Here is a 25,847-nt window from a genome sequence, read left to right on the forward strand (position 1 = left end):
TGCCTTTAAAATTACTGTTTTCTAAAATAATTATAGAATAACAACAGTAACATTACGACAACAAGCAACTATAAATAAACACCTTAACAGTTGAAAAGTAATTGTGGATTTTAAGAATTATGACAAGAAATAAATCTAAAAAATAAAATTATTTAGACTTTAATGCCTCAGTAACACTAATCTTTTTCGAGCCTTTGAAAGCAACAACAAATGCACCAGTATAGCCATTTAATTTAGCAGTATTCTGAAGTTGTTTTACTTTATTATAATCTGAAGTTTTACCACTATAATACTTATATAGATTACCCGATTTTTCTCGTGATATTTCAGTGAGCCCTTTAAAATTATAAGATTTGGCTTCTAATTCTCTAGAACTTGCAGAAATTTGAACTTTAAAGATAACGCCTTCAATTATTCTTGGTTCTACAGTTTCTTCTACGACTGTATCTTGCTGATCTCCAAATAACACACGACTACCAACATTTTGGTCTAGTTCACTTTTATAATCTAAAATAGCAGTCTTTATGGCACTCGCCATTTTTGTTTGCCCTGCTTTAGTATTTAGATATTTTCCTTCAGTATTATTTGTCAAAAATCCAACCTCTACCAAAACACTAGGCATATAAGTATTACGTATAACTAATAAACTTGCTTGCTTTAGTCCTCTACTCTTACGTTTAGCTTTGCTTATAAAATTATCTTCAATTTTTCGGGCTAAAACAATGCTTTGTTCTACATAAACTTCTTGTTCTATACCAATAGCAATTGTAGATTCTGGAGAACTCGGATCAAATCCTTCATAGTTCTCCTCATGGTTGTCCTCTAAAAAGATCACTTCATTCTCACGTTTGGCGACATCAAAATTACGCCCTGTATTTTTTTCACCTAAAACAAACGTTTCTGTTCCGCTGGCTTGCGAGCTGTGCGCATTACAATGTATAGACACAAATAAGTCTGCATCTGCTTTATTAGCAATATTTGCACGTTCATGTAATTCTATAAAAACGTCTGTTTTACGCGTATAGATCACTTTGATATCCGGATTTTTCTCTAAAGCTTTTCCGACTTCTAATGTCACTTTAAGTGCTATATTTTTTTCACTGTGTCCATTACCTATATTTCCAGAATCATGACCTCCATGTCCTGCATCTAAGACCACAACAAACCTATCTTCTTGCGCATGCAAGCAAGCATAAGATGTTAAAGAACTTATAAATAAAAGGATAACAAATACTATTATGGGTTTTGATGTCGTTTGCATATTTAGTTTAACGGATTATAATCTCGATTTATTACGCGCTGATATTTTAAAAACAGTAATTTTTAATTTATAATTTTAATAATTATTCACAAAAAAATAGCTGTACTTTTGGCGTTTCAAAAACCGAGCCATACTTTTACAAAAATACATTTAAAACCTTTGCATACAAAAAGCTTATACATACTTTTTACCTTGAGTTTTACAGTGTTTATTAACACGTTTAGCTTTGCCCAAGAATTACCAAGAAAGAACACTTCAATTCCTGCAAAGCAAGTAAAAGACACTGCATCTGTTTCTATCGATTCTTTAACTAAACCTCCCGTACTTACAAAGGAAATTGATTCCACTAAAAAAGATTCATTAAAGAAAAAACCACTATTAACTGGTACAGTAAAATACAAAGCTGCCGATTATATGTCTTTAAGTCAAAAAAAGAAGAAGATATATTTATATAACCAGGCTGAAGTTTTGTACGAGGATATGGAAATTAAGGCTGGAGTTATTGTTATTGATTATAGCAAAAACTTAGTTTATGCAGGACGTTTAAAAGATTCTACTGGTTATTCTCAAAGACCTGTTTTTACACAAGGCGAAAATGTTATTGAGCCAGATTCAATCATTTTTAATACCGAAACTAAAAAAGCATTAGTTTTTAATTCTAGAACAGAACAACAAGGTTTTAAAGTCTATTCTCCAATAACAAAAATGGAAAACGATTCTGTTTATTTTATGAAGAATGGTCGCTTTACAACAGCAGAAGATGAAGAAGATCCCGAATACCAATTTGTAACAACTAAAATGAAATTGGTACCAAACCAAAAGGTCATTGTTGGACCAACTTATATGGAAATTTATGGTGTACCAACACCAATTGCGTTACCATTTGCATTTTTTCCAATGACAAAAAAACAAACGTCTGGTATTATTTTTCCATCCTTTGGTGAGGACAGTAATAGAGGTTACAATTTACAAAACGGTGGTTACTATTTTGCGATTAATGATTATTTAGATTTAGCCGTATTGGGTGACTATTACACCAATGGAAGTTACGGATTACGTATTGAAAATAATTATGCTTTACGCTATAAGTTTAAGGGGAATTTAAGCTTTAGATATGAAAACTTGCTCTCTAGCGAACGTGGGTTTCCCGATTTTAGTCAAAGTACGATTTACAACATTAGATGGTCGCACAGCCAAGACACTAAGGCAAATCCGAATTCGCGTTTTTCTGCTTCTGTTAACTTAGGTAGTAGTACTTATTTTCAAGAATCTATAAACCAATTGAATCAGTCTAGTTTCTTAAATAACACCTTATCATCTTCTGTTTCTTATTCCAAAACATTTTCCGGAGAACCTCAGGTAAATTTAAGTTTAACAGCCACACATAGTCAAAACACAAATACAGGAGATATAGATTTAACGTTACCAACAGTGCAGGCATCTGTAGGTAGAATTTACCCTTTTGCCCCAAAAACAGGTTCTAAAAAAGGTATTATTCAGAATATCAATCTTCAATTAACGTCTAGAGCTGAGTATAACATACAAACCAACGATTCCATATTTGGTAAAAGTGAAATGTTTGATGATGCTATTACAGGTATGAAACACACTATACCCTTAACCACAAACTTTAAAGTGTTTGATTATTTTAGTGTAAGTGCCAATGCTAATCTTGAAGAAAATTGGACATTAAATACCATTAATCGTTCTTACGACCAAACCAATGAAGAGGTTGTTACCATAGACCAAAGCGGTTTTGATCGTTTCCTAACCTATAATGTAGGAGCTAGCGTTGGTACCACTATTTATGGTATGTATGATTTTGAAAACGAAGACAAAACGGCAAAAATAAAAGCTATAAGGCACGTCATGAGACCATCATTAAGCTACTCAATTACACCTGCTTTTGATCAGTATTATGAAACTTATGATGTTATTGATGCTGATGGAACTACAACTGACCAAGTAGAATACACACGATTTGAAAATTCTTTATACGGAACACCAAGCAATAATTATTCTAGTAGTGTCGGTCTTTCTTTAGGCAATAATATTGAAGCTAAAATTCGTGCTAAAGATTCTACAAGTACAGAACCTGAAAAAATAACCATACTAAACAATCTTAGTTTTTCTACAGCTTATGATCTTGCTGCAGATTCATTAAATATAAGTCCTGTTCGTGTAACTGGTGGTACTCAAATTTTAAATAATAAAATGAGTATTAATTTTGGAATGACACTTAATCCATATGCTTTAGATAGCAATAACGATGTCATTAACACTTTTAATATTAATAATGGAGGTAGTCTATTTAGATTAACATCTGCCAACATGAGCATGAGTTACACACTTTCTAATGATAGTTTTTCTGGTGATGAATCTGCTGAATCTAGAGCCTCATCTCAAGAGTCTGCGCGCTCAGGAGGACGAACAGATGACCTCTTTGGTAAATCTGAAGATTTTGCTAACACACGACTCTCTGATCGAAATGGCGAAGAAGAGAAAGACGAAGACAAGAATGAATTGTATAAATACGCGATGCCATGGAGTTTACGATTGGCCTATTCTGCAAACTATACAAATACAAGAAGAGACGATAATATATCCTCACACTCATTAATGTTTTCTGGCGACGTAGACATATCTCCTAAATGGAGTCTTGGAGCCTCTTCAGGTTACGATTTTTTAAACAATGGCTTTACGTATACTCAATTACGTTTTGAACGGGATTTAATGAGTTGGCGTATGAATTTTTCTTGGATACCATTTAGTGATCGTAGCTCTTGGAACTTCTTTATTGGAATAAAATCTAACTTGCTTAAAGATTTAAAATACGATAAACAAAAACAATCAGATCAACAATTATAGGTGACTAAAGATGCTTTTAAAGCTTCGTCTATTTTGTTTTATTTCCTTTATATATTGCCGCTTTTTTTCTTATCTATTGCCATATCTTTCTTAGAAAAAAAATCTTAAATTTGTGTATTACTAACTTAATAAGATTCTCACTTTTAGGCAAAACACTATGAAAAAAATAATAAACACTCCAAAAGCACCAGCACCAATAGGACCATACAATCAGGCTATTTTAACAGGAAACACACTTTATACATCTGGGCAGATTGCATTACACCCAGAAACTATGGAATTGGTTATAGACGATATTAAAACTGAAACTAAGCAAGTCATGGAAAACATGAAAGCTGTTTTAGAAGCTGCAGACATGACTTTTGAAAACGTTATTAAGTCTTCTATATTTATTAGTGACATGAATAATTTTAAACAAATCAATGAGGTTTATGGTAATTATTTTGACGAAGCGACTGCACCTGCAAGAGAAACCGTTGAAGTAGCCAATCTCCCTAAATTTGTAAATGTTGAAATTAGTATGATTGCGATGAAATAGCATTTATAACACATAAAAAAGCAGCATTTTGTATGATACAAAATGCTGCTTTTTTTTAAAACTTTATAGTTAGCTAATGAGAAAAATAATAAAAGGATCAATTATATCAGCTGAAACTCTTAATTCTTATTCAAATTTTATTTTTCCTTCAGTGTTTAAAACTGGCTTAAACCATTTCATGTAGCTAAAAATATTCTTTCGTAAATAGTACATAATATAAATTCCTACAGCTAAAACCAAACTATAAATAGTCGCAAAAAGAAGGATTATCTTAAAATCCGGATCATATTGATACTCATTAAATGTTACACTAAATGATCGCAGAATTGTGAATGAAAACCAAATTATTCCAGGTAAAAAAAACCGGCCATCAAATTTCCATATATTAATTGTTATATAAGCCGAAAGCAATAATGAAACTATAATTTTAAGATCAAAAAACATTGCTAATTCAAAAATATTAAACAGCTCAAAAAACAAATAAAAGCCCCAAATTAAAGAAAGAAGTAAATGCATTTTTTTAAATCTTTTCCAATTTTTATAAGATGGTCTCGATGCCAAAATTCCTCTAAGATTCTCATCATCTATTTCAGTTTCGTATTTTTGATAAAGTTCAACTTTTAAAGCTCCTTGACTAATTGCACTAATTATATCCTTTTTTATCTCTTTTTCTGTCATTATTGCTCTAAAATTGATGTTGCTAATTTACACTAAATTGAAGTTAACTGTTTACAGGAATTAATGACTACCTGAATCAATAAAACTTCAAACAACATATTTTTTTTACAATCTAATTAGATAATAAAATTGAAACTAAAAAAATCAGAATTAAAAGACTTCCTCGATGAGAAAGTAAATCTATATAATCATCCAAAATTTATTGAGAGCGATCCTATTCAGATTCCGCATCTATTCTCAAGAAAAGAAGATATTGAAATCGCAGGATTTTTAACAGCGACTATTGCTTGGGGAAATCGAAAAAGCATTATTAAAAATGCTAATCGAATGATGGATTTATTAGACCACTCCCCTTTTGAGTTTATTACACAACACGAAGCATCTGATTTAGAAAAATTGACTCCATTTGTACATCGTACTTTTAATGGCTCAGATTTTATGCAGTTTATTAAAAGCTTAAATAACATCTACAAAAACCACCATGGTTTAGAGTCGGTTTTTGCTCAACATGCGGAACCAAAATCGCTTCAAAATAGTATTCATCAATTCAAAAAAGTATTCTTTGAGCAACCACATTTAGAGCGTACACAAAAACATATAAGTGATCCGCTTAAAAATTCCGCAGCCAAACGTATTAACATGTTTTTACGTTGGATGGTTAGAAATGATAATAATGGTGTAGATTTTGGGATTTGGCAATCATTAAACTCATCGCAATTAAGTTGTCCTTTGGATGTGCATTCTGGTAACGTTGCAAGAAAGCTAGGTTTACTAAAACGAAAACAAAATGATGGTAAAGCTTTAGATGAATTAGACAGCGCTTTACGTAAATTAGATGCTTCTGATCCTGTAAAATATGATTTCGCCTTATTTGGATTGGGAGTTTTTGAAGGGTTCTGATTTCAACTCTAGTGATATAAAAAAATACTCTCACAAATAAAAAGTTATTCTAAAAAAAATTAAGATTCAAAAAGCACATAACCATCTGACTAAAAACACTTAAAAATGTTAAATTTTATTGTAACAACACCACAAACATTATTTTTACGTAAATATGTTAGAATAAATTATTCAATTTTAAGCCCCCTTGAAATATGATCTCACCTAAACTTCCTGAAAACGAAGCGCAGCGATTAAAAGCAGTTACATCTTACAATATTTTAAATACGTTACCTGAGCAAGATTATGACAACATCACAAAACTTGTAGCTTCTATTTGCGATATGCCAATAGCCTTAATTACGACTATCGATGAAAATCGGAACTTTTTTAAATCGCATTATGGTATACCATTTAACGAATCTCCTAGAAACACTTCCTTTTGTGGACACGCGATATTAGAAGATGAAATTTTAATAATTAAAGATGCGAGAGAAGACGAACGCTTTAAAGACAATCCTTTAATTACAGAACAGAATGCTATTTTTTACGCAGGAGTCCCTCTAAAAAATGAAGACGGCTACAAATTAGGAACACTTTGCATCTATGATCATAAACCAAGAGAGTTAGATGAGTCTCAAATAAATGCTCTAAAAATATTAGGAAAGCAAGTTGTAAAATTACTTGAGCTTAGGCGAAACAATTATAAATTAGAAGAAGCTAACAAAGAGCTAAAGGTTCGTTATGAGCAACTAAAAATGTTTGCGAGTCATGTTTCTCATGATTTAAAATCTCCGCTTTCTAATATAATTTCATTAGTTGATTTACTTAAAGACGAAAATGATAGTGCACTCTCAGAAGATTCTGAACTCTATATTAATACTATTGAAGAGTCTGCTAATATCCTAAAAGATTATATTGACGGAATCTTGAAGCATTATAAAACTAGTGAATTGGTATACTCTAAGCGAGAAACGGTTGAACTTAGTGAATTATGCAAAGATATTAGTCAGATTTTAATCATTGAAGGAGATGAGATTATATATACAGAAAACACAATTGAGCATATAAACAAATCGGCATTATCACAAATACTGATTAATCTCGTAGACAACGCTATAAAATATAATAACAAACCAAAACGTATTGTAGACATCAGTTATGAATCTTTAGAGGATCATCATAAATTCAATGTAACTGATAACGGCATTGGTATTCCTGAAGATAAACAAGACACCATATTTGAAATATTTCAAAGTATAAAAAATGATTTTAGTAAATCTAGTACAGGAATTGGATTAAGTTCGGTTAAGAACCTTGTAGAGAAATTAAACGGAACTATTTCCGTAACCTCAGAATTAGGTAAAGGGAGTACCTTTAGTTTTACTATTGAAAAATAAAAAAAGTGCTAGTAAATTACTAGCACTTTTTTTTATATCATTTCTAAAAAGATATTATCCTTTTAACCAAGCTGCTCTTAACGCTTTCTGATCTTCAGTTGCATTATCATCTTCAACAATAGATTCGCTAGTAGCATAAGCCTTTGTTAGGGTTGCTTTTATTTCTACTGGCTCTCCATTACGTTCTAAACTCATAGTAATTTCTTGTCCTTCTTTCCATCCAAACATACCACCAATAATCTGCTGAGCATTAGCCATGGTTAAATCTGTACCATTAACTTTCTTAATTACATCTCCTGCCAAAACACCTTGTGATTTCCAGAATGAATTTTTTAATGCCATTGGTGAGAAGAAAATAGTTCCTTTTGCTTGGTCTCCATCAAAAACAACATTCTGTTCACCTGCAAAAATATAGTTAGTTTCTACTTCTGTTTCTCCATTTACTAAACCAACCATTGTAAAAAACTCATTATAATTTATTGGTACATCTCCTTCAACATGTGTTTTAAGAAATTCCCCAACACTTGGATACGTCATTGCTGTGATTTCAGCTATAATATTATCATCTACAAAAGGCTTTTCTTTTCCGTATTTGGCAGATAGTTCTTTCATTAAGGATAGCATACTTCTGTTTCCATCGCTTTCTTTACGCATTAAAATATCGACACACATTCCTATTAATGCACCTTTCATGTATACATTATAGTAATTAGAAGCATAAGGTTCATCTAAAATATGCTCACTCATAATTGTGAAACTCATAGCATCATCCAATCGCTTAGATGTATTGATTTCTGACATTAGAGTATTATAATAAGTGGTGTTATCAATTAACCCTTCATGAATCTGAAAATGCTGTGCAAAATATTCCGTTACACCTTCGTACATCCATAAATGCTTAGAAAATGTTGGTTTATTGTAATCAAAATAATGTACATCCTCTGAGTGTACAGACAATGGTGTTACAATATGAAAAAACTCATGAGCTACAACATCTATCATAGAAGCTTTAAGCCCTTCTAAACTGCTGTTTTCGTCAAAAACTACAACTGTAGATGTATGATGCTCTAAAGCTCCAAAACCTTTTGGTGAAGTTGCATCTCCTTTAGATAAGTACACATAAATATCATAACGTGGCGTACTATTTACATCTCCTAAATAGCTTTTTTGCGCTTCCATCATCTTATAAACCGTCTCTTTTAAACTAGCTGCATTATGCTTACCTGTTGGAGAGTAAAGGCTTAAAACAATTTTAATATCGCCTACCATAAATTCTTCGACATCTAATTTCCCATACATCATTGGGTTATCTGTAATGTCAAAATAACGTTGTGCAAAATAACTGCTTGTTATAGTTTTGCCATCTGCGCTAGACTTTATACCTTTATTTTCTAAAGCTGAAGTTCTAACAAAAGTAGCAGGTGCAATAACATCTAAAGCATACTGATTATTTTTTAAAGAATCAAAATAACCAATAAATCCATGAAGGTTTAAAACGTAATTATCCTCTTCTATATTAGTACCTGCAGGCGAAAAAGGCTGTTCACCTTGCATGCCTCCACCATTAGTTTCAATATCAAACGTATCATTAACATAGTATTGAAGCTTATCTAATTTTGTAGCGTCTGCAATTGTCCATGTGTTATCGTCAACCTTAGTGGTTGCTAATTCGTTACCATCATAATCTAAGGCTTTAAAATCATCTACATACTTTCCAAAGTCACTTACAGAATAAGTTCCTTGCACTACTCTTGGCAATCTATAGGTTACAGTTTCTGTAGTAAAACGACCAGGATTAATAGTCACTGGAACACGATCGTTATTAACTGCTGTTAAATCTAATGCTGTTACAATAGGATTGCTAATTGCTAAATCGTTAACGTTTGATTTCACAGATCCACAACCTACCAAAACGATACTCAAGCCAAGAATGGCTAAATAATTCTTCATGTTAAAATATTTAATTTTTTATTAAGACGCACAAATCTACAATGTGTTACTATTATAAATCTAAAGGTTTTGTTAAATTCGCAGCATGATGCCACCTTTAATTAGTGTTTTAGTCCCTTTTAAAAATACAGAAGCATTCATTTCAGATTGTCTTGATTCTATTTTGAAACAATCCTACTCCAACTGGGAAGCTGTCTTTATTGATGATGGATCTGATGATACTTCTTTTACTATAGTCGAAAATTACTCTAAAAACGATGTTAGAATAAAAGTCTATAAAAATAATGGTAATGGTATTATAGACGCCTTAAAAACAGCATACAGCTATGCTTCTGGCAGTTACATAACCAGAATGGATAGTGATGATATAATGACACCTATCCGACTAGAAACCATGGTGACTAATCTTGAAAAACATGGAAAACAACATTTAGCTGTTGGACAAGTAAAATATTTTAGAGCAGACGGACTTAGTGATGGTTTTGCGCGTTACGAGCAATGGCTAAATAAATTGACCGTTGAAGGAAAAAATTATTCTGAAATTTATAAAGAATGTGTGATTCCGTCTCCGTGTTGGATGCTTCATCGCGAGGATTTTGACTCCTGTAATGGTTTCAATTCAGACATCTATCCTGAAGATTACGATTTAGCTTTTCGGTTTTACAAAGCAGGTTATACTTGTATTCCTTGCAGCGATGTTCTACTCCATTGGAGAGATTACAGTACAAGAACATCGAGAACACATGAGCATTATGCAGAGAATTCTTTTCTAGATCTTAAAGTAAAATACTTTCTAGAATTGAATTATGATACCTCGCGACCATTAGCAATTTGGGGAGCAGGACACAAAGGAAAAACTTTAGCAAAAATACTCTTGAAACAAAACATTCCATTTCATTGGATCTGTGATAACCCAAAGAAAATTGGAAAACATATTTACGATCAAGAACTTTTTAATTTTGACTTTTTAGCCGAGCTTAAGAATCCTCAAAGTATTGTAACGGTTGCTAATCACGAAGCACAAAAAGAAATTACCAGCTATTTTGAAACCAAAAACATGGAGTCAATGATTGATTACTTCTTTTTCTGTTAAATTTCTCAAAAGCGAAACGAGGTAATCTCTTTCTATTCTATATATTTGAATTATTAAGTCCTATCCGTTTTTTAAAACTTAACAGGTCTGTGTAAAACTATAACAACAACGCATGCAATTCAAAAATCCCGAATTACTTTACGCACTATTTTTGCTGGTTGTTCCTATTCTTATACATTTATTTCAACTGCGCCGTTTTCAAAAAGTTAAATTTACAAATGTTAAATTTTTAAAATCTGTAAAGCTACAAACACGTAAAAGTTCTCAGCTTAAAAAATGGATTACGCTAGTAACACGTATGCTGCTTTTGGCTTCTGTGATTATTGCATTTGCGCAACCTTTTATTCCAAACACAGAGGCGTTTAACCAAAAACAAGAAACCGTTATTTATTTAGACAATTCCTTTAGTATGCAAGCTAATGGTAGTAATGGAACGTTGTTAAATGAAGCCATACAAGATGTTATAAACACAATTCCTGAAGATGAAGTTATTAGTTTGTTTACTAACGACAAAACCTTCCGAAACATAACCGTTAAGGCGCTTAAAAACGATTTAATTCAATTAAAGCATTCTCCAACACAACTTAATTATGCTGCTGCCTACTTAAAAGGAAAGCAACTGTTTTCTAAAGGTAGTGCTGCAACTCAGAATTTAGTTTTAGTGTCTGATTTTCAACAAAAAGAACAACCTTTTAATTTTGAAACCGATTCTACTGTTCAACTCCAATTAGTACAACCTAAATCTACAATAACATCTAATATTAGTATTGACAGCATTTATGTGTCTAACACAACATCTGAAACTTTAGAATTAAAAGTAAAATTATCTAATAAAACTGAACCTATTAAAAACGTCACTATTTCATTATTTAATGATGATGTGTTGTTAACTAAAAGTGCTGTGGACATTGATAAAGAAGCTGAAGCCACATTTACGGTTCCTAATAATAAAGTGATCAATGGAAAATTAACGATTAACGATGCAGGCTTGCAATATGATAATTTGTTTTATTTTAATATAAATTCGAAACCAAAAATTAAAGTTTTAGCCATTAATGGAACCGCTGATGATTCTTTTTTAAATCGGATTTACACTGAAGATGAATTCGACTTTAAAAGCTTTAAATTAAATACACTGAATTTTAATTTAATTCCAGATCAAAATTTAATTGTACTTAATGAACTTGAGACCATTTCAAACGCTTTAAAAACAGCTTTAATTGCGTTTAAAAATGATGGAGGTAAACTCTTAATTATTCCATCGAATGAAATTGATATCATTTCTTATAATCAACTATTCAAAGATTTATCTGTAAGTACTTTTGGAAATCAAAACGCTATCGAGAAACGAATTACAAGCATTAACTATGACCATCCGCTTTTAGCTAATGCGTTTTATTCTAAGGTTACCAATTTTCAATACCCTAAGGTTGAAAAGTCGTATCTTTTTACTTCAAATTCAAATAGTGTTTTATCATATGAAGATGGTTCTCCTTTCTTAACAGGAAACACTAATACTTACGCTTTTTCTTCCGCATTAAATTCAGATAACTCAAACTTTAAAAACTCTCAATTAATAATTCCGGTGTTGTATAACTTAGGATTACAGAGTTTAAAATTGTCAAAATTATATTATACCATTGGTCAACCCAATACTATTGCCATACAAATAGCACTTGGACAAGACGATATTTTAACTTTAGACACTGATGATTCTTCTGTAATTCCGCTTCAAAAAACGTATAGTAAATCTGTTCTCTTAGAAACTCAAGATTTCCCTAATACGGCCGGAATTCTGAATGTTAAGAATAAAGAAACGGTACTTCAAAATTTAAGTTTCAATTACAATAGAGCAGAAAGCACGCTCAATTATTACGATTTAAGCACTTTAAACGGTGTTACCACAACAACTAGCTTAGCTACAACAATCAATAATATAAAAAGTAACACAACTATTAATGCGTTATGGAAATGGTTTGTTATTTTTGCATTAATATTTTTAATAATAGAAATGTTACTTCTAAAATATCTTAAATGAACGCACTCATAAAATCTGCAACCATCGTTGATTCTAAAAGTGATTTTCACAATGAAACGGTTGATATTTTAATTGAAAAAGGCCGTATTTCCAAGATTTCCAAAAGCATTCCCAATCCTAAAAATTATCGTGAAATAAAACGAGACAATTTGCATGTATCGCAAGGTTGGTTTGATAGTAGTGTATCTTTTGGAGAACCTGGATACGAAGAACGTGAAATCATTGAAAACGGTTTAAAAACAGCTGCTAATTCTGGATTTACATCTGTTGCTTTAAATGCCAATTCTAATCCTGTAATTGATAGTTATGCAGACATCACTTTTGTCTTGTCTAAAGCTAATGATAATGCGGTAAAACTTTACCCTGTTGGAGCTTTAACGCAGACAAGCAAAGGCGAAGATTTAGCTGAATTGTTTGACATGACCAAAGCTGGAGCCGTTGCATTTTACGATTATCAAAAGCCAATTTCTAATCCTAATCTTATGAAAATTGCTTTGCAATACGCTAGTAATTTTGATGGTCTGGTGTGTTCTTTCCCTCAAGAATCTAGAATTTCTGGACTTGGCGTGGCAAACGAACATATTAATAGCACTAAATTAGGACTAAAAGGAAATCCGGCTTTAGCAGAAGAACTGCAAGTCGCTAGAGATCTTTTTTTATTAGAATATACCGAAGGAAAACTTCATATACCAACAATATCTACTGCAAAATCTGTTGAATTAGTTAGAGCTGCAAAAGCAAAAAAACTAAATGTAACCTGTAGTGTTGCTATTCATAATTTGGTTTTCACAGATGATGTGCTGCATGATTTTGATACCAATTATAAAGTTTTACCACCTTTAAGAACAAAAAATGATTGTGAGGCTTTAATTGAAGGTCTAAAAGATGGTACTATTGATATGGTAACTACAGACCACAACCCTATTGATATTGAAGATAAAAAAATAGAATTCGATTACGCTAAAAATGGAACTATTGGTTTAGAATCTGCTTTTGGAGCGCTTCAAACGCTATTTACAACCAAGAAAACTATTAGTCTTTTAACCCAAGGAAAATTGAGATTTGGTGTTTCTGAAACTACAATAAACGAAGGCGAGTTAGCCGATTTAGCCTTATTTAATCCAGATACTACTTACGAGTTTAGTAAGAGTGATATTACGTCTCGTTCTAAGAATAGTATGTTTTTAGGCACATCGCTTAAAGGTGAAACTTATGGCATTATGGCCAACAATAAAATTGTATTAAAATAATGGACGAGAATACTATAAACGAAGGTAAAACGTTAGGCTTAGTTGCTTATTTAACGCTAATTGGAACTTTAGTTGCATTATTTCTGAATAAAGATAAAAAAAATGATTTCACATCTTTCCATGTGAGACAAGGTTTAGGATTGGGAATACTTTATATTATGATAGCTTCTGTTGTTAGTAGTTTAAACAGTATGATGGCTAGCATGTCTTTTTGGATTTTCTTTTCAATTTTATTCTTTTATGGACTTTTTGGAGCTATTTCGGGAAAAATGAATAAAATCCCTGTACTTGGAGATGTCTTTCAAAAACTATTTAAATCTATTGTCAAATAATTATGTCGAAACTACACTATATCACAAGACCGTCTTCTCTAAAAGAAAATGCACCATTATTAATCATGTGTCATGGTTATGGAAGTGATGAAAATGATTTATTTTCATTTGCATCTGAGTTACCAGAAGAATTAATGATTATCTCACTGAGGGCACCTTACGCAATGCAACCTTCCGGAAATGCATGGTACGCCATAAATTTTGATGCTGATAAAGGCAAATGGAGTGATAACGACCAAGCCAAAGAATCCGTAGATAAAATTGCTGAGTTTATTGATTACGCTTGTAATACTTATGCTGTAGATTCTAAAAACGTAACACTTTTAGGTTTTAGCCAAGGAACTATTTTAAGTTATGCTGTAGCATTAACTTATCCTGAAAAAGTTAAAAACATCGTAGCTTTAAGTGGTTATATAAATGAAGATATTATACCAGAATCAATTGAAAAAAGTAAAGTTACTCATTTAAACTTCTTCTGTTCTCATGGATCTGTAGACCAAGTAATACCTGTAGATTGGGCACAAAAAGCACCTAAATTTCTTAAAGGATTGGGTATAAATTATGTCTATTCAGAATATCCTGTAGGACATGGAGTTGCACCTCAGAATTTCTTTGATTTAAAAGCTTGGTTGGTTAGGTATATTTAAGATAAATTACTCTATTTATTATTATGGTTTAAAAAAATTAGGTTGCCAATTGTTATCAATAGGCTCCATATTTAATAATTGACCAAAATCGAAAGTAACGGTAGAATCATTTTCTTCACCAATTTGCAAACACATAATTAGTAGAAATAAAATTTCGATATTCTCATCGTTATCGGCTAAAATTCGGATACTGTCTTTGTAAAAATAAGAAACAAAATCGTCCTCTATCGACGCTACTTGTTTATCATTTTTAAATATGGATTGTTTTCTTCCTTTGTGGATTCTGTATTGGTAATAGTTATCATCAATATTTAAACCATAGGTTGAATGTTTCCTGTTTTCTGATGTAAATTTTAATTCATTATTATTCGAATCAATTATATGGTAAATTGATTGAAATTTTAGCCATTTAATCTTCTTTTCAATTTTATAAATTAGACTATCATTAGCATCGAAAATTTCAGCTTTAGATTTTCCAAAAAAAATAGACCAAGTACCTTTAAATAAAATTTGGCTTTCACCTTTGTGAGCTATACTTATTCCGTTATGCCGCGTTATAATTAATTCCATTGGTTAAAAAAATCAAACTTTAAACTTAATTAATAGTCGGATACATTAAATAATTTTCCAATTTATATTTAAGATTATTATTCTCGTCAATTTCATAACTAACAAAAATTTCACCCCAAAATTGTCCATCTGTAAAGTTGGCAATAATCCATTTATGATTTAAAATTCGGATTTTATTAATCAATAATTTAGAATCTGTCGTTGACACATATGGCACAATTGGGTGATCGTCTCCTTCGTAATCATTCATATCATACAAGCCTCCAATTATTGCCGGAATCAATTGCTCCGTATCATAACCTTGAGCTTCAAAATACTCTAAAGCATCCTCGTTTCTATCAATATTGAAATAACTTAACTCAAAATTCGCCTCTTCTAAAGCCTCTATAGCCTTATCTTTTTCAACGACTTTTGCTTTTACTTTAACAATATCTTCTTCATATTTATCAATGATATTTTTTAAGTTAACGTATTGAAAAATAAGTAACAATACTGAAAATAGAAATAAATACATTAAAATTTTACTCTTCATCTTTATATGGTAATTTGTAAGTTATCGTATGCTAAAAAAACGTTTTCGGGTAAGTTTTGTTGTACATCTTTATGAAAACCTAAATAATGACTAACGTGTGTTAAGTACGCACGCTTAGGTTTTACTCGTTTAATAAAATCTAGCGCTTCTTCTAAATTAAAATGTGACATGTGTGGTTTTATACGTAATGCATTTATCACCAAAACATCCAAATTTCGAAGTTTATCTACTTCTTCATCTGCAATAATTTTCATATCAGTTAAGTAGGCAAAATTATGAAATCTATAGCCAAATACTTGAAGTTTGTAATGCAAGCCGTCTATGGGAACAACGTTTAAATCACCTAACAAAAAAGGTTCGTTTTTCACTTCTATTGAGGTAACACTAGGAACACCTGGATATTTGTTTTCAGTTGTAAAAATATAATCGAAACGCTTTTCTAAGGATTTAAAAACACGCTTATGTGCGTACAAATCAATATCTCCTTGTTTAAAGAAAAACGGACGAATATCATCCAAGCCCATAGTATGATCTGCATGTTCATGCGTAAAAATTATACCATCAATTTTAGAGACTTTAGCTCTAAGCATTTGTTGCCTAAAATCAGGACCACAATCTACCACAAACGTATAATCGTTCCACTCTACCAAAATAGAAACTCGCAAGCGTTTATCTTTAGAGTCTTCACTTAAACATACAGGATGATCGCTTCCTATTATTGGAATTCCTTGAGATGTACCAGTTCCTAAAAATGTAATTTTCAATCTGATTGATTTTAAACAAAAATAAACTTATTTTTTTGTTTGCGATAGTAAATTGATACCTTTGCGAAAACGATGTAATCCCAATTTCTATGAAGGACATAACGTATTCAGGCGACACTGAATTTGAAAATATTCCGTCTTTAAAAGACAAAGCCTTACGTATTAACCTTAATGCCGATATTTATGGTACCTTTTCTGAAATAGGTGCTGGACAAGAAACTGTACGTCAGTTTTTTAGAGCTGGTGGTGCTTCCGGAACTATTGCCAAAGCCATGTCTGCTTATGACAAGGATTTTAGTGATGCTATTTATGGAATCGAAGATGATAAACGCTATGTAACAGAAGCTAGACTTCGTAAGATGTTAAATCACGAAGTAAACCTAATGGAAGAGCGTATTACAAGAGATAAACACCCAAATAAAATATTTTTCTCTTACGCCAATACTGTTGCCACTATAGATTTTGCAAAAAAGTACAAGGGTCATGGTTGGGTTGGTATTAAATATCAAGTTGGCCATAACGAAGAGTATAATGAAATTGTACTGCATATTCGTTTTAAAGAAACTGATGCACGTTTACAACAAGAAACCCTTGGTAAATTAGGAACTAACTTAATTTATGGTGCTTTTTACAAATACAATCAGCCTCGTAAATTATTACGTTATTTATATGACCATTTAGATAAAGATCAGTTAGAAATTGATACTATTAATTTCTCTGGTCCTGTTTTTAAAGATGTTGATAACCGTTTAATGAGTTTACAACTGGTTAAAAACGGAATGACAGATGCTGTAATGTTTGCTCCTGATGGTAATAATGTATTACCTGCACGTGTACTTTACAAAAAGAACATCTTAACGCTTAGAGGTAGTTTTAGACCTGTTACAAAAGTAAATATGGATATGTTTGAGAAATCTTACGAAATGTTCATAAAAGAAAATAAGGTAGATAAAGATAAAACTCAAGTGGTTTTTGAAATTACGTTATCTAACTTAAGAGCTGAAGGTAAAATTGATGAGCAAGATTTTATGGATCGTGCAAAACTGTTATGTTCACTTGGACAAACCGTATTGATTTCAAACTTCCAAGAGTATTATAAATTAGTAGAATACTTCTCTCAATACTCTAGAGCAAGAATGGGATTAGCCATGGGTGTAAATAACCTCGTTGATATATTTGACGAAAAGTATTATCGTCACCTAAGTGGTGGAATTTTAGAAGCCTTTGGAAAATTATTTTACAAAGATTTACGCGTATACCTATATCCTATGGAAAATAAGGATGGAAGCTTAACAACTAGTGAAAACCTAAAAGTACATCCGCGTATGAAGGAACTTTACAAATTCTTTAAGTACAATGGTAAAGTGGTTGATATTACTGATTACGATGCATCTAACTTATCCGTTTTCTCAAGAGCAGTTCTTAAAATGATTGTAGATAACGAAGACGGTTGGGAACGCATGTTACCAGAAGGGGTTTCTAAATTAATTAAAGAAAAAAGTTTATTTGGCTGTGAAACCGAAGAGGTTATTCACAAGAATTAAACTCAAATTACTATATAAAAAAATGCGTGTTGATTAAAATTTCAACACGCATTTTTATTTTCTAATAAATTGCAATTCTTGTTTAAGCCTCCAATATCTGCTCTGCATGAGCCTTTGTTTTGACCTTAGCTATTACATCTTCAATTACACCATTTTCGTCAATAACAAAAGTGGTTCTATGGATACCTTCATATTCTTTTCCCATAAATTTCTTTGGTCCCCAAACACCAAAAGCCTCAATTACAGCTTTATCTTCGTCTGCTAATAATGGATACTGAAATCCGTATTTAGTTTTAAAATTGGTTTGTCTTTTTGCGCTATCTGCACTTACTCCTAAAATCTCATAGCCTTTTGATTTAAATCGATCGTAATTATCATTTAAATTACATGCTTCTGCTGTACAGCCTGGTGTGCTCGCTTTTGGATAAAAGAAAACAACCAATTTCTTTCCTTTATAATCAGACAAAGAAATAGAATTTCCTTGCTCATCTAATGCTGAAAAATCTGGTGCCTTATCTCCTACTGTTAAGTGTGTCATAATTATGTAAATTTGTGTTTCAGTAAAAATACAACATGACAAAACAAGAAAAAGTTAATTTCGTTATAAATACGTTATATAAATTATATCCTGAAATCCCAATTCCTTTAGATCATAAAGATCCTTACACCTTATTAATTGCGGTTTTAATGTCTGCACAAAGTACAGATGTACGTGTTAATAAAATTACTCCGCTTTTATTTGAACGTGCAGATAATCCCTATGACATGATTAAACTAAGTGTTGACGAGATCAGAGACATTATAAAACCTGTGGGTTTATCTCCCATGAAAAGTAAAGGTATTCACGGTTTATCACAGATATTAATTGATAAACACAATGGAGAAGTCCCAAAAACGTATGAAGATTTAGAAGAATTACCTGCTGTTGGACATAAAACAGCTGCAGTAGTTTTATCGCAAGCTTTTGGTATACCAGCATTTCCTGTAGATACACACATTCATCGTTTAATGTATCGTTGGAATTTAACCAATGGTAAAAACGTAGTACAAACGGAAAAAGATGCGAAACGATTATTTCCTGAAGAATTATGGAATGATCTCCACCTTCAAATTATTTGGTATGGCAGACAATACTCACCAGCTCGTGGTTGGGATCTAGAAAAAGACATAATTACTAAAACTATAGGACGACAATCTGTTTTAGACACTTATTATAAAAAGAAAAAATAACACTTGTATGGTATAATAATTGGTGCGTGTTATACAAATCTCCAACTCATGAAAAAGCTATTCATTCTATTATTCGTATGCACAATAACATCATGTATTTCTTTGAGAAAAGCACCAACAAATTTTAATTATAGAATTGAAGTTGCAAAAAAATTTAAACGACAATTTCCTAAAGAGTTAGCATATATTTTTGAAGACCCAAAAGATGCTAATCAATTTTATAAGTATATAGATTCTAAATTTCAATTAAATGATACTGATGTTGGTTTGAATGTGCCCATAACAATTGATAATAAAGTCTATTTTATCACCTACCATGAAGCTGAAATACCAGATAAAAAATTAAACCTTTTAGGTATTGCTATGGATGCAACACTAGCCGCAAATGAGCTAGACCCTGTTTTTGACGAAGGTTACGTTAATCGTATAGGTCATTGGTTTTTAGCAATTACAGTTTATGATGAAAACAATAATAATTGTTTAAAATCAAAATATCCCGAGCGAAAAAATGTATTAGATTATTTAAACCTCTTACAAAATGAATATTTAAATAGCCATTCATTATAATATCAAAAAATCCTGATGCTTTCACATCAGGATTTTTTATTAATTTAAAAGTGCTTCGAACTTTATATTATTATAATCAACAATACTTAAAGCTTTTGAATAACTCAAAATGAACTTTATGGTTTCGTCCTTAGGTTGCAAATTATCATTTGTTTTTGGGGAAGCTTGAGAGTAAATTTTTGCCATTTTAACTATTTAAGTGTTTATATATAGCAAAAACGCATCTTTATATACTTTATTGTATCAATTTGTTAAAATTATATTATTTTGATCAATAACTTTACGCATATTAATTAAAGCATAACGCATTCTACCTAAAGCCGTATTAATACTAACTCCTGTTCTTTCAGATATTTCCTTAAAACTCATGTCTTGATACATACGCATTAAAAGCACCTGTTTCTGGTCTTCTGGCAGCTCTTCAATAATACGTCTTACGTCAGATTCTACCTGACCTTTAATAATAGATTTTTCTGCATTTAACGTAGAATCACTTAATACAGAAAAAATACTAAACTCGCCAGTATTGTGAAACTTAGGCATACGTTTATTCTTTCTAAAATGATCAATAACCAAATTGTGAGCGATACGCATTACCCAAGGTAAAAATTTACCTTCTTCGTTGTATTTACCACGTTTTAGTGTTCTTATAACTTTAATAAAGGTATCCTGAAAAACATCTTCTGTAACATCGCGGTCATAAACTTTAGAATATATAAAACTATAAATCTTTTGTTTGTGCCTGACAATTAAAATTGAGAGTGCATTCTCGTTTCCGTTAATGTAGTTGCTAACCAACTCTGCGTCTTGGATAAGTTCGTTTTTCATAATAATTACTTTAAAGCCTAGCAGTTGCCTACTAAGTTTGGGGTTAAAAGCTGTCTTTTTAAAGTAATATTGTGATATACGCAGATATTTTGTTAAATGAATAGATTTCAAATATAACAACAATCATTCCTAAAAAACAAAATTTATTAATAAAATTTAAACTTTTAATCGTATAAAGCGTTCCTTTAATAGGTGAAATAGTTGTGGTATCTTTGCAAACTTTAGATACTGAGACAACCTATGAATACTACAAACTTAGACGTTAGCCCAAAGGAAAACATCATTATAAAAGGAGCAAAACTCCACAATCTTAAAAATATTGATGTTGTTATTCCTAGAAACAAATTAGTTGTTATTACGGGTTTATCTGGCTCCGGAAAATCTAGTTTAGCCTTTGATACGCTATATGCTGAAGGTCAAAGACGTTATGTAGAAAGTTTAAGTAGTTATGCACGTCAGTTTTTAGGACGATTAAATAAACCTAAAGTAGACTATATCAAAGGTATTGCTCCTGCAATAGCCATTGAGCAAAAAGTAAACTCTACAAATCCACGATCTACTGTTGGTATAACCACTGAAATTTACGATTATCTTAAATTATTATTTGCTAGAATAGGAAAGACCTACTCACCTATTTCTGGCAATGAAGTAAAAAAACATACGGTTTCTGATGTCATTAATTTTATTTCAAAATTTGATGAAGGCACAAAATTATTACTCTTAGCTCCTATTCTTTTAGAAGAAGGCAGAACCATCGAAAACAAATTGCAAACACTTCAACAACAAGGATACGCGCGAATTAAAGTTAAAGATGATGTTGTTAGAATTGATGAGGCGTTAAAACAAAATATAAAATCTGATAAGAATTTATTTTTAGTTGTAGATAGAATTGTCTTTAAAAATGATGAAGATTTCCTTAATCGATTGGCTGATGCTGTTGGCACTGCTTTTTATGAAGGAGTTGGCACGTGTATTATAGAATCGCTTGCAGATAATAAACAAACCGTTTTTAATAATAAGTTTGAAATAGATGGCATGTCTTTTCTAGAACCAAATGCACATTTATTCAGCTTTAATAATCCTTATGGAGCATGTCCAAAATGTGAAGGTTATGGTGATGTTATTGGTATCGATGATGATTTAGTGATTCCAAACACAGCATTATCAGTTTTTGAAAATGCCATTTTCCCTTGGAGAGGTGATAGTATGAGTTGGTACAGAGACCAATTAGTAAATAACTCGCATCTTTTTGATTTTCCAATTCATAAACCTTATTTTCAATTAAGTGATAAAGACAAAGCCCTTATTTGGAAAGGCAATAAACATTTTGAAGGTTTAAATGATTTCTTTGCTGAGCTAGAATCGAAAGCGTACAAAATTCAGAATCGCGTGATGTTATCACGTTATCGTGGTAAGACTAAATGTAATGTTTGTAACGGAAAACGCTTACGTGAAGAAGCTAATTACGTAAAAATAGATGGTGCTACAATAACAGACATTGTAGATTTACCTTTAGATGAGTTAACCGTGTTCTTTAAAAACTTAAAGTTAAGTGATAGCGATACTCAAGTCGCAAAACGTCTTTTAACAGAAATTAATACAAGACTAGGTTTCTTAACTAATGTTGGATTACGCTATTTGACCTTAAACCGAAAATCGAATTCACTTTCGGGAGGAGAAAGTCAACGTATTAATTTAGCAACCTCTTTAGGAAGTAGCCTTGTTGGATCTATGTATATTTTAGATGAACCAAGTATTGGTTTGCATCCTAAAGACACAGAACGCTTAATTGAAGTTTTAAAATCGCTTCGTGATTTAGGAAACACTGTTATTGTAGTAGAACATGATGAAGACATTATGAAAGCTGCCGATTCTATTATAGATATTGGTCCTGAAGCAGGAACCTTTGGTGGAGAAGTCATGGCTGTTGGTGATTTTAAAGCGATTCTTTCTGCAGATACTTTAACTGCAAAATATTTGAATGGACAGTTAGAAATTGAAGTGCCTAAAAAACGGAGAACCTCAAAATATAGTGTTGAAATTACAGGTGCTCGTGAAAACAATTTACAAAATATAGATGTTACTTTTCCTCTTGAAATGCTTACCGTTATTACTGGAGTTTCAGGAAGTGGAAAAAGTACATTGGTAAAAAAAATACTCTTTCCTGCGATACAAAAAAAATTAACTGGTTTTAGTGATAAAATTGGTCAGGTATCAGAAATTAAAGGAAATCATAGTAACATACAACATGTAGAATTTGTAGATCAGAACCCTATTGGTCGTTCTTCACGTTCTAATCCTGTAACTTATATTAAAGCTTATGATGATATTAGAGCTTTATTTGCTTCTCAAAAATTAAGTAATATCCGTAATTATGCTGCTAAACATTTTAGTTTCAACGTCGATGGTGGACGCTGTGAAACCTGTAAAGGTGAAGGAGAAGTTACTATTGAAATGCAGTTTATGGCAGATGTACATTTAACTTGTGATACTTGTGGAGGAAAACGTTTCAAAAAAGAAGTGTTAGAAGTTAAGTTTGAAGGTAAATCTATAGATGATATTTTAAACCTTACCATTGATGATGCTGTTGCTTTTTTTACAACACATAACCAAAACAAGATTCAGAGCAAACTGCAACCACTTCAAGATGTTGGTCTGGGCTATGTAACTCTAGGGCAATCGTCTTCTACGCTTTCTGGTGGTGAAGCACAACGAATAAAGCTAGCTACTTTCTTAGGAAAAGGAAGCAAAAGTGATAATGCACTTTTCATTTTTGATGAACCAACAACTGGACTTCATTTTCATGATATAAAGAAATTATTAAAATCTTTTCAAGCCTTAATTTCCAAAGGACATTCTGTAATTGTGATTGAACACAACATAGATTTAATTAAATGTGCCGATTATATTATTGATTTAGGACCCGAAGGAGGAAAACATGGAGGACAACTTGTAGCTTCTGGTACGCCTGAAGAAATAGTAAAGAATAAAAACTCGGTTACAGGAAAATATCTTCAAGAAAAATTATAGAATGAACTTACCTGAAGGATTTCATAACGAAGTTATTAAGGCTAGAGAAAATAAGCTCAAAAATAATGTTGATAATTTAAGAATTAATGTTGACACTTCTCCTTTAAATAGTGGAGGCGCAAGTTTTAAAACTCATGTATTAATTAAACAATCCGGTTCCAAACTAAGTTACAAACCTTATTTTGGTGCTGCTATTTTCAGTTTTATCTTTTTTGCTGTAGGTTTTGGTATTCTGTTTTTTGGAATTTACCCATTATTCGAAAATGGTTTTGATATCGCTAAAGTCGAATGGTTTTTAATCGTATTCGGATTCATTTTTGCTTCGGCAGGTGGATTTATGTTTTACACATTTTATAAGCCACGTGTTTTCGATAAGCAACTAGGAGTTTATTATAAAGCTTACAATGCAGATGTTCATAGAATTAAAAAGGACACTTCAAAAACGTATATTCCGCTAACATCTATTGTCGCTATTCAACTTATTGGAGAACATGTAAAAAATGATAAAGGTTCTTACAAAAGCTTTGAACTTAATTTGGTTCTCAATGATGGTTCACGAAAAAATGTGATAGATCACGGAGATTTAAAATCCATTATAAGAGATGCTGAAACCTTAAGCCATTTCTTAAACATTCCCATTTGGCATGCAGGTTCTATGGATAATTAATAAATCATAAAGGCTAAAAATCCAATTAAAATTGCCGATAATAAAACGATTGGTGTAAATACCATAGCGAAAAAACACGCTTTAACAAAACTCCAAATCCAACCTTGGCTATAAAACTTTTTTAACGCTATAAAGAAGTAAACAAAGCACAACAGTAAAATTAAGAAGTCTATCCAAGCTGAAAATTCAAACATTAGATTAATTGCAAAAACAAAACTAAACAAGGTAAATATGAAAGAAAAATAGTAAAAGCTAAATACCAAATGGTGTGCATATGTTCCTCGTTTTCGATAGAAAATTTTAAGAACAAACGCAAAAATTGGTAGTAAGAAAAATAATGCAATTGGAATAGTATCTACAAATTCACTCCAAATATTACCAGCATCTTTACCTTTGTAAAATTTAAGACCTTGCTGATATACTGTTCTCTTAAACCATCCATCATTTTTTTCTAATCCCCAAGATTTATAAATTTCTTTATCTGGTGCATTTATTTCTATCAAAGAATCTAATTCAACTTGAAAAGAGCCTAAAGAGATATTATTCTGTTTTGGTAAAACCTCTAGAGATACAATAGAATCAATCTCTTTTTGAGATATTCCAGAAAACAACATAGTACTTTCTAAGGTTTCTCTAATTTTAATTCGTTCTATAGAATCCAATTCTTTCACTACTATAGAGTCAATAATAGTGGCTTTAGAAGTATCAAAAGATTTAGAAAATCCTTCATTAATAAGTTCTTTTTGTTCCCTAACCGTAAATGAAAAGATAAAAAAGAAGACTACAGATATAAACAAATACATCTGTGCAGGATGCAAATACAATAAACGTTTACCTTTTATAAATTCCTTGGCCAAGTAGCCAGGTTTAAATAGTAACGGAATAAAGCTTTTAAAAAAACGTGCATCAAAAGAAAAGTAATTACTAATGGTATTATAGAACAAGACACTTATAGTTAGCTCATCGTTTGCTTTTTGACCACAATGCGGACAAAATTGAAACTCGTCGTTAAAAGATTGTTCGCAATTTTTACATTTTACCTGGTTAGTGCTCATGGTTGATGGTTAGTCTGGTTTAAAAGTAATGAAATTTATAACATCTCTACTGCTCATCCTTAAACTGAATTGTTAAATAGTTAGCTCACTATTTTTATTGACTATAGTAACCTATTGTAAAATAGC

The 25,847-nt window shown here is 31.5% G+C and carries 24 protein-coding genes; 14 read left to right on the top strand and 10 right to left on the bottom strand.

Features of this window, described 5'->3' with window-relative positions; translation table 11 throughout:
• Nucleotides 1–148: 148 nt before the first annotated feature.
• Entirely contained in the window at nucleotides 149–1,261 is a 1,113-nt protein-coding gene (locus HM981_RS11670; protein WP_179338983.1) for an N-acetylmuramoyl-L-alanine amidase family protein, read from the bottom strand.
• Nucleotides 1,262–1,369: 108 nt separating this feature from the next.
• On the opposite strand from HM981_RS11670, the gene HM981_RS11675 reads away from it, so the two are divergent.
• Both HM981_RS11675 and HM981_RS11680 read left to right on the top strand, forming a co-directional pair.
• Complete coding sequence (locus HM981_RS11675; protein ID WP_179338984.1) at nucleotides 1,370–4,129, top strand: putative LPS assembly protein LptD; 2,760 nt, start codon at nucleotides 1,370–1,372, stop codon at nucleotides 4,127–4,129.
• Between the two features lie 157 nt (nucleotides 4,130–4,286).
• Nucleotides 4,287–4,667, top strand: a complete 381-nt coding sequence (locus HM981_RS11680) for a RidA family protein (RefSeq protein ID WP_179338985.1) — start codon at nucleotides 4,287–4,289, stop codon at nucleotides 4,665–4,667.
• A gap of 126 nt (nucleotides 4,668–4,793) precedes the next feature.
• Here HM981_RS11680 and HM981_RS11685 read toward each other — a convergent pair whose 3' ends face one another.
• Entirely contained in the window at nucleotides 4,794–5,345 is a 552-nt protein-coding gene (locus HM981_RS11685; protein ID WP_179338986.1) for a hypothetical protein, read from the bottom strand.
• Between the two features lie 123 nt (nucleotides 5,346–5,468).
• On the opposite strand from HM981_RS11685, the gene HM981_RS11690 reads away from it, so the two are divergent.
• A complete protein-coding gene (locus tag HM981_RS11690; RefSeq protein ID WP_179339141.1) occupies nucleotides 5,469–6,245 on the top strand; it encodes a TIGR02757 family protein in 777 nt (258 codons plus the stop codon).
• Nucleotides 6,246–6,439: 194 nt separating this feature from the next.
• Nucleotides 6,440–7,624: a sensor histidine kinase gene (locus tag HM981_RS11695; protein ID WP_179338987.1), complete on the top strand. Its 1,185-nt coding sequence runs from the start codon at nucleotides 6,440–6,442 to the stop codon at nucleotides 7,622–7,624.
• Between the two features lie 54 nt (nucleotides 7,625–7,678).
• Here HM981_RS11695 and HM981_RS11700 read toward each other — a convergent pair whose 3' ends face one another.
• Nucleotides 7,679–9,574 (bottom strand): M61 family metallopeptidase, encoded by a 1,896-nt coding sequence (locus HM981_RS11700; RefSeq protein ID WP_179338988.1) that lies wholly within the window; start codon nucleotides 9,572–9,574, stop codon nucleotides 7,679–7,681.
• 85 nt (nucleotides 9,575–9,659) lie between these two features.
• Between HM981_RS11700 and HM981_RS11705 the strand changes: the two genes are divergently transcribed.
• The 5 genes from HM981_RS11705 to HM981_RS11725 all read left to right on the top strand — a co-directional run bounded on the left by HM981_RS11705 (nucleotide 9,660) and on the right by HM981_RS11725 (nucleotide 14,934).
• The gene (locus HM981_RS11705) at nucleotides 9,660–10,667 is read left to right on the top strand and encodes a glycosyltransferase family 2 protein (protein ID WP_179338989.1); all 1,008 of its coding nucleotides are present in this window, start codon (nucleotides 9,660–9,662) and stop codon (nucleotides 10,665–10,667) included.
• A gap of 112 nt (nucleotides 10,668–10,779) precedes the next feature.
• Nucleotides 10,780–12,705: a BatA domain-containing protein gene (locus tag HM981_RS11710; protein ID WP_179338990.1), complete on the top strand. Its 1,926-nt coding sequence runs from the start codon at nucleotides 10,780–10,782 to the stop codon at nucleotides 12,703–12,705.
• Nucleotides 12,702–13,955 carry a dihydroorotase gene (locus tag HM981_RS11715; protein WP_179338991.1) on the top strand — a complete coding sequence of 418 codons (1,254 nt, stop codon included), beginning with the start codon at nucleotides 12,702–12,704 and terminating at the stop codon, nucleotides 13,953–13,955. Before HM981_RS11710 ends, HM981_RS11715 begins: the two co-directional genes overlap by 4 nt.
• The gene (locus HM981_RS11720) at nucleotides 13,955–14,287 is read left to right on the top strand and encodes a hypothetical protein (RefSeq protein ID WP_179338992.1); all 333 of its coding nucleotides are present in this window, start codon (nucleotides 13,955–13,957) and stop codon (nucleotides 14,285–14,287) included. The genes HM981_RS11715 and HM981_RS11720 overlap by 1 nt, the downstream gene beginning before the upstream one ends.
• Before the next feature lie 2 nt (nucleotides 14,288–14,289).
• Nucleotides 14,290–14,934 carry an alpha/beta hydrolase gene (locus HM981_RS11725; RefSeq protein ID WP_179338993.1) on the top strand — a complete coding sequence of 215 codons (645 nt, stop codon included), beginning with the start codon at nucleotides 14,290–14,292 and terminating at the stop codon, nucleotides 14,932–14,934.
• A gap of 21 nt (nucleotides 14,935–14,955) precedes the next feature.
• On the opposite strand, the gene HM981_RS11730 is transcribed toward HM981_RS11725, so the two are convergent.
• Genes HM981_RS11730 through HM981_RS11740 form a run of 3 tightly spaced genes read right to left on the bottom strand, consistent with a single transcriptional unit; the run spans nucleotide 14,956 to nucleotide 16,800 of the window.
• The gene (locus HM981_RS11730; protein WP_179338994.1) at nucleotides 14,956–15,504 is read right to left on the bottom strand and encodes a hypothetical protein; all 549 of its coding nucleotides are present in this window, start codon (nucleotides 15,502–15,504) and stop codon (nucleotides 14,956–14,958) included.
• A 25-nt stretch (nucleotides 15,505–15,529) separates the two neighbouring features.
• Nucleotides 15,530–16,036 (bottom strand): hydrolase, encoded by a 507-nt coding sequence (locus HM981_RS11735; RefSeq protein ID WP_246286230.1) that lies wholly within the window; start codon nucleotides 16,034–16,036, stop codon nucleotides 15,530–15,532.
• 2 nt (nucleotides 16,037–16,038) lie between these two features.
• Nucleotides 16,039–16,800, bottom strand: a complete 762-nt coding sequence (locus HM981_RS11740) for an MBL fold metallo-hydrolase (protein ID WP_179338995.1) — start codon at nucleotides 16,798–16,800, stop codon at nucleotides 16,039–16,041.
• Between the two features lie 89 nt (nucleotides 16,801–16,889).
• On the opposite strand from HM981_RS11740, the gene HM981_RS11745 reads away from it, so the two are divergent.
• Complete coding sequence (locus HM981_RS11745; protein ID WP_179338996.1) at nucleotides 16,890–18,344, top strand: TonB-dependent receptor; 1,455 nt, start codon at nucleotides 16,890–16,892, stop codon at nucleotides 18,342–18,344.
• 82 nt (nucleotides 18,345–18,426) lie between these two features.
• On the opposite strand, the gene bcp is transcribed toward HM981_RS11745, so the two are convergent.
• A complete protein-coding gene (gene bcp / locus HM981_RS11750) occupies nucleotides 18,427–18,882 on the bottom strand; it encodes a thioredoxin-dependent thiol peroxidase (protein WP_179338997.1) in 456 nt (151 codons plus the stop codon).
• Nucleotides 18,883–18,917: 35 nt separating this feature from the next.
• Between bcp and HM981_RS11755 the strand changes: the two genes are divergently transcribed.
• On the top strand, nucleotides 18,918–19,574 hold the full coding sequence (locus tag HM981_RS11755; protein WP_179338998.1) for an endonuclease III domain-containing protein: 657 nt from the start codon (nucleotides 18,918–18,920) through the stop codon (nucleotides 19,572–19,574).
• 48 nt (nucleotides 19,575–19,622) lie between these two features.
• Complete coding sequence (locus HM981_RS11760; RefSeq protein WP_179338999.1) at nucleotides 19,623–20,141, top strand: hypothetical protein; 519 nt, start codon at nucleotides 19,623–19,625, stop codon at nucleotides 20,139–20,141.
• Nucleotides 20,142–20,180: 39 nt separating this feature from the next.
• On the opposite strand, the gene HM981_RS11765 is transcribed toward HM981_RS11760, so the two are convergent.
• Nucleotides 20,181–20,327 (bottom strand): hypothetical protein, encoded by a 147-nt coding sequence (locus HM981_RS11765; protein WP_179339000.1) that lies wholly within the window; start codon nucleotides 20,325–20,327, stop codon nucleotides 20,181–20,183.
• A 57-nt stretch (nucleotides 20,328–20,384) separates the two neighbouring features.
• On the bottom strand, nucleotides 20,385–20,969 hold the full coding sequence (locus HM981_RS11770) for an RNA polymerase sigma factor (protein ID WP_179339001.1): 585 nt from the start codon (nucleotides 20,967–20,969) through the stop codon (nucleotides 20,385–20,387).
• Nucleotides 20,970–21,209: 240 nt separating this feature from the next.
• On the opposite strand from HM981_RS11770, the gene uvrA reads away from it, so the two are divergent.
• Nucleotides 21,210–23,999 (top strand): excinuclease ABC subunit UvrA, encoded by a 2,790-nt coding sequence (gene uvrA / locus HM981_RS11775; protein ID WP_179339002.1) that lies wholly within the window; start codon nucleotides 21,210–21,212, stop codon nucleotides 23,997–23,999.
• Between the two features lies 1 nt (nucleotide 24,000).
• Entirely contained in the window at nucleotides 24,001–24,666 is a 666-nt protein-coding gene (locus tag HM981_RS11780; RefSeq protein ID WP_179339003.1) for a hypothetical protein, read from the top strand.
• Here HM981_RS11780 and HM981_RS11785 read toward each other — a convergent pair.
• Nucleotides 24,663–25,721, bottom strand: coding sequence for a DUF3667 domain-containing protein (locus HM981_RS11785; protein ID WP_179339004.1), 1,059 nt, complete (start codon nucleotides 25,719–25,721; stop codon nucleotides 24,663–24,665). The two genes, HM981_RS11780 and HM981_RS11785, sit on opposite strands and share 4 nt — an antisense overlap.
• Nucleotides 25,722–25,847: the final 126 nt, after the last annotated feature.

Origin of the sequence: Winogradskyella ludwigii (assembly GCF_013403985.1) — a bacterium.
Classification (GTDB): Bacteria; Bacteroidota; Bacteroidia; order Flavobacteriales; family Flavobacteriaceae; genus Winogradskyella; species Winogradskyella ludwigii.

What these genes read in the sequence shown, in the direction of transcription:
- HM981_RS11770 (WP_179339001.1), bottom strand. Translation starts at nt 20,969, where the DNA reads ATGAAAAACGAACTTATCCAAGACGCAGAGTTGGTTAGCAACTACATT.
- HM981_RS11715 (WP_179338991.1), top strand. Translation starts at nt 12,702, where the DNA reads ATGAACGCACTCATAAAATCTGCAACCATCGTTGATTCTAAAAGTGAT.
- HM981_RS11785 (WP_179339004.1), bottom strand. Translation starts at nt 25,721, where the DNA reads ATGAGCACTAACCAGGTAAAATGTAAAAATTGCGAACAATCTTTTAAC.
- HM981_RS11720 (WP_179338992.1), top strand. Translation starts at nt 13,955, where the DNA reads ATGGACGAGAATACTATAAACGAAGGTAAAACGTTAGGCTTAGTTGCT.
- uvrA (WP_179339002.1), top strand. Translation starts at nt 21,210, where the DNA reads ATGAATACTACAAACTTAGACGTTAGCCCAAAGGAAAACATCATTATA.
- HM981_RS11780 (WP_179339003.1), top strand. Translation starts at nt 24,001, where the DNA reads ATGAACTTACCTGAAGGATTTCATAACGAAGTTATTAAGGCTAGAGAA.
- HM981_RS11685 (WP_179338986.1), bottom strand. Translation starts at nt 5,345, where the DNA reads ATGACAGAAAAAGAGATAAAAAAGGATATAATTAGTGCAATTAGTCAA.
- HM981_RS11710 (WP_179338990.1), top strand. Translation starts at nt 10,780, where the DNA reads ATGCAATTCAAAAATCCCGAATTACTTTACGCACTATTTTTGCTGGTT.
- HM981_RS11765 (WP_179339000.1), bottom strand. Translation starts at nt 20,327, where the DNA reads ATGGCAAAAATTTACTCTCAAGCTTCCCCAAAAACAAATGATAATTTG.
- HM981_RS11735 (WP_246286230.1), bottom strand. Translation starts at nt 16,036, where the DNA reads ATGAAGAGTAAAATTTTAATGTATTTATTTCTATTTTCAGTATTGTTA.
- HM981_RS11730 (WP_179338994.1), bottom strand. Translation starts at nt 15,504, where the DNA reads ATGGAATTAATTATAACGCGGCATAACGGAATAAGTATAGCTCACAAA.
- HM981_RS11745 (WP_179338996.1), top strand. Translation starts at nt 16,890, where the DNA reads ATGAAGGACATAACGTATTCAGGCGACACTGAATTTGAAAATATTCCG.
- HM981_RS11700 (WP_179338988.1), bottom strand. Translation starts at nt 9,574, where the DNA reads ATGAAGAATTATTTAGCCATTCTTGGCTTGAGTATCGTTTTGGTAGGT.
- HM981_RS11755 (WP_179338998.1), top strand. Translation starts at nt 18,918, where the DNA reads ATGACAAAACAAGAAAAAGTTAATTTCGTTATAAATACGTTATATAAA.
- HM981_RS11725 (WP_179338993.1), top strand. Translation starts at nt 14,290, where the DNA reads ATGTCGAAACTACACTATATCACAAGACCGTCTTCTCTAAAAGAAAAT.
- HM981_RS11695 (WP_179338987.1), top strand. Translation starts at nt 6,440, where the DNA reads ATGATCTCACCTAAACTTCCTGAAAACGAAGCGCAGCGATTAAAAGCA.
- HM981_RS11680 (WP_179338985.1), top strand. Translation starts at nt 4,287, where the DNA reads ATGAAAAAAATAATAAACACTCCAAAAGCACCAGCACCAATAGGACCA.
- HM981_RS11670 (WP_179338983.1), bottom strand. Translation starts at nt 1,261, where the DNA reads ATGCAAACGACATCAAAACCCATAATAGTATTTGTTATCCTTTTATTT.
- HM981_RS11705 (WP_179338989.1), top strand. Translation starts at nt 9,660, where the DNA reads ATGATGCCACCTTTAATTAGTGTTTTAGTCCCTTTTAAAAATACAGAA.
- HM981_RS11760 (WP_179338999.1), top strand. Translation starts at nt 19,623, where the DNA reads ATGAAAAAGCTATTCATTCTATTATTCGTATGCACAATAACATCATGT.
- bcp (WP_179338997.1), bottom strand. Translation starts at nt 18,882, where the DNA reads ATGACACACTTAACAGTAGGAGATAAGGCACCAGATTTTTCAGCATTA.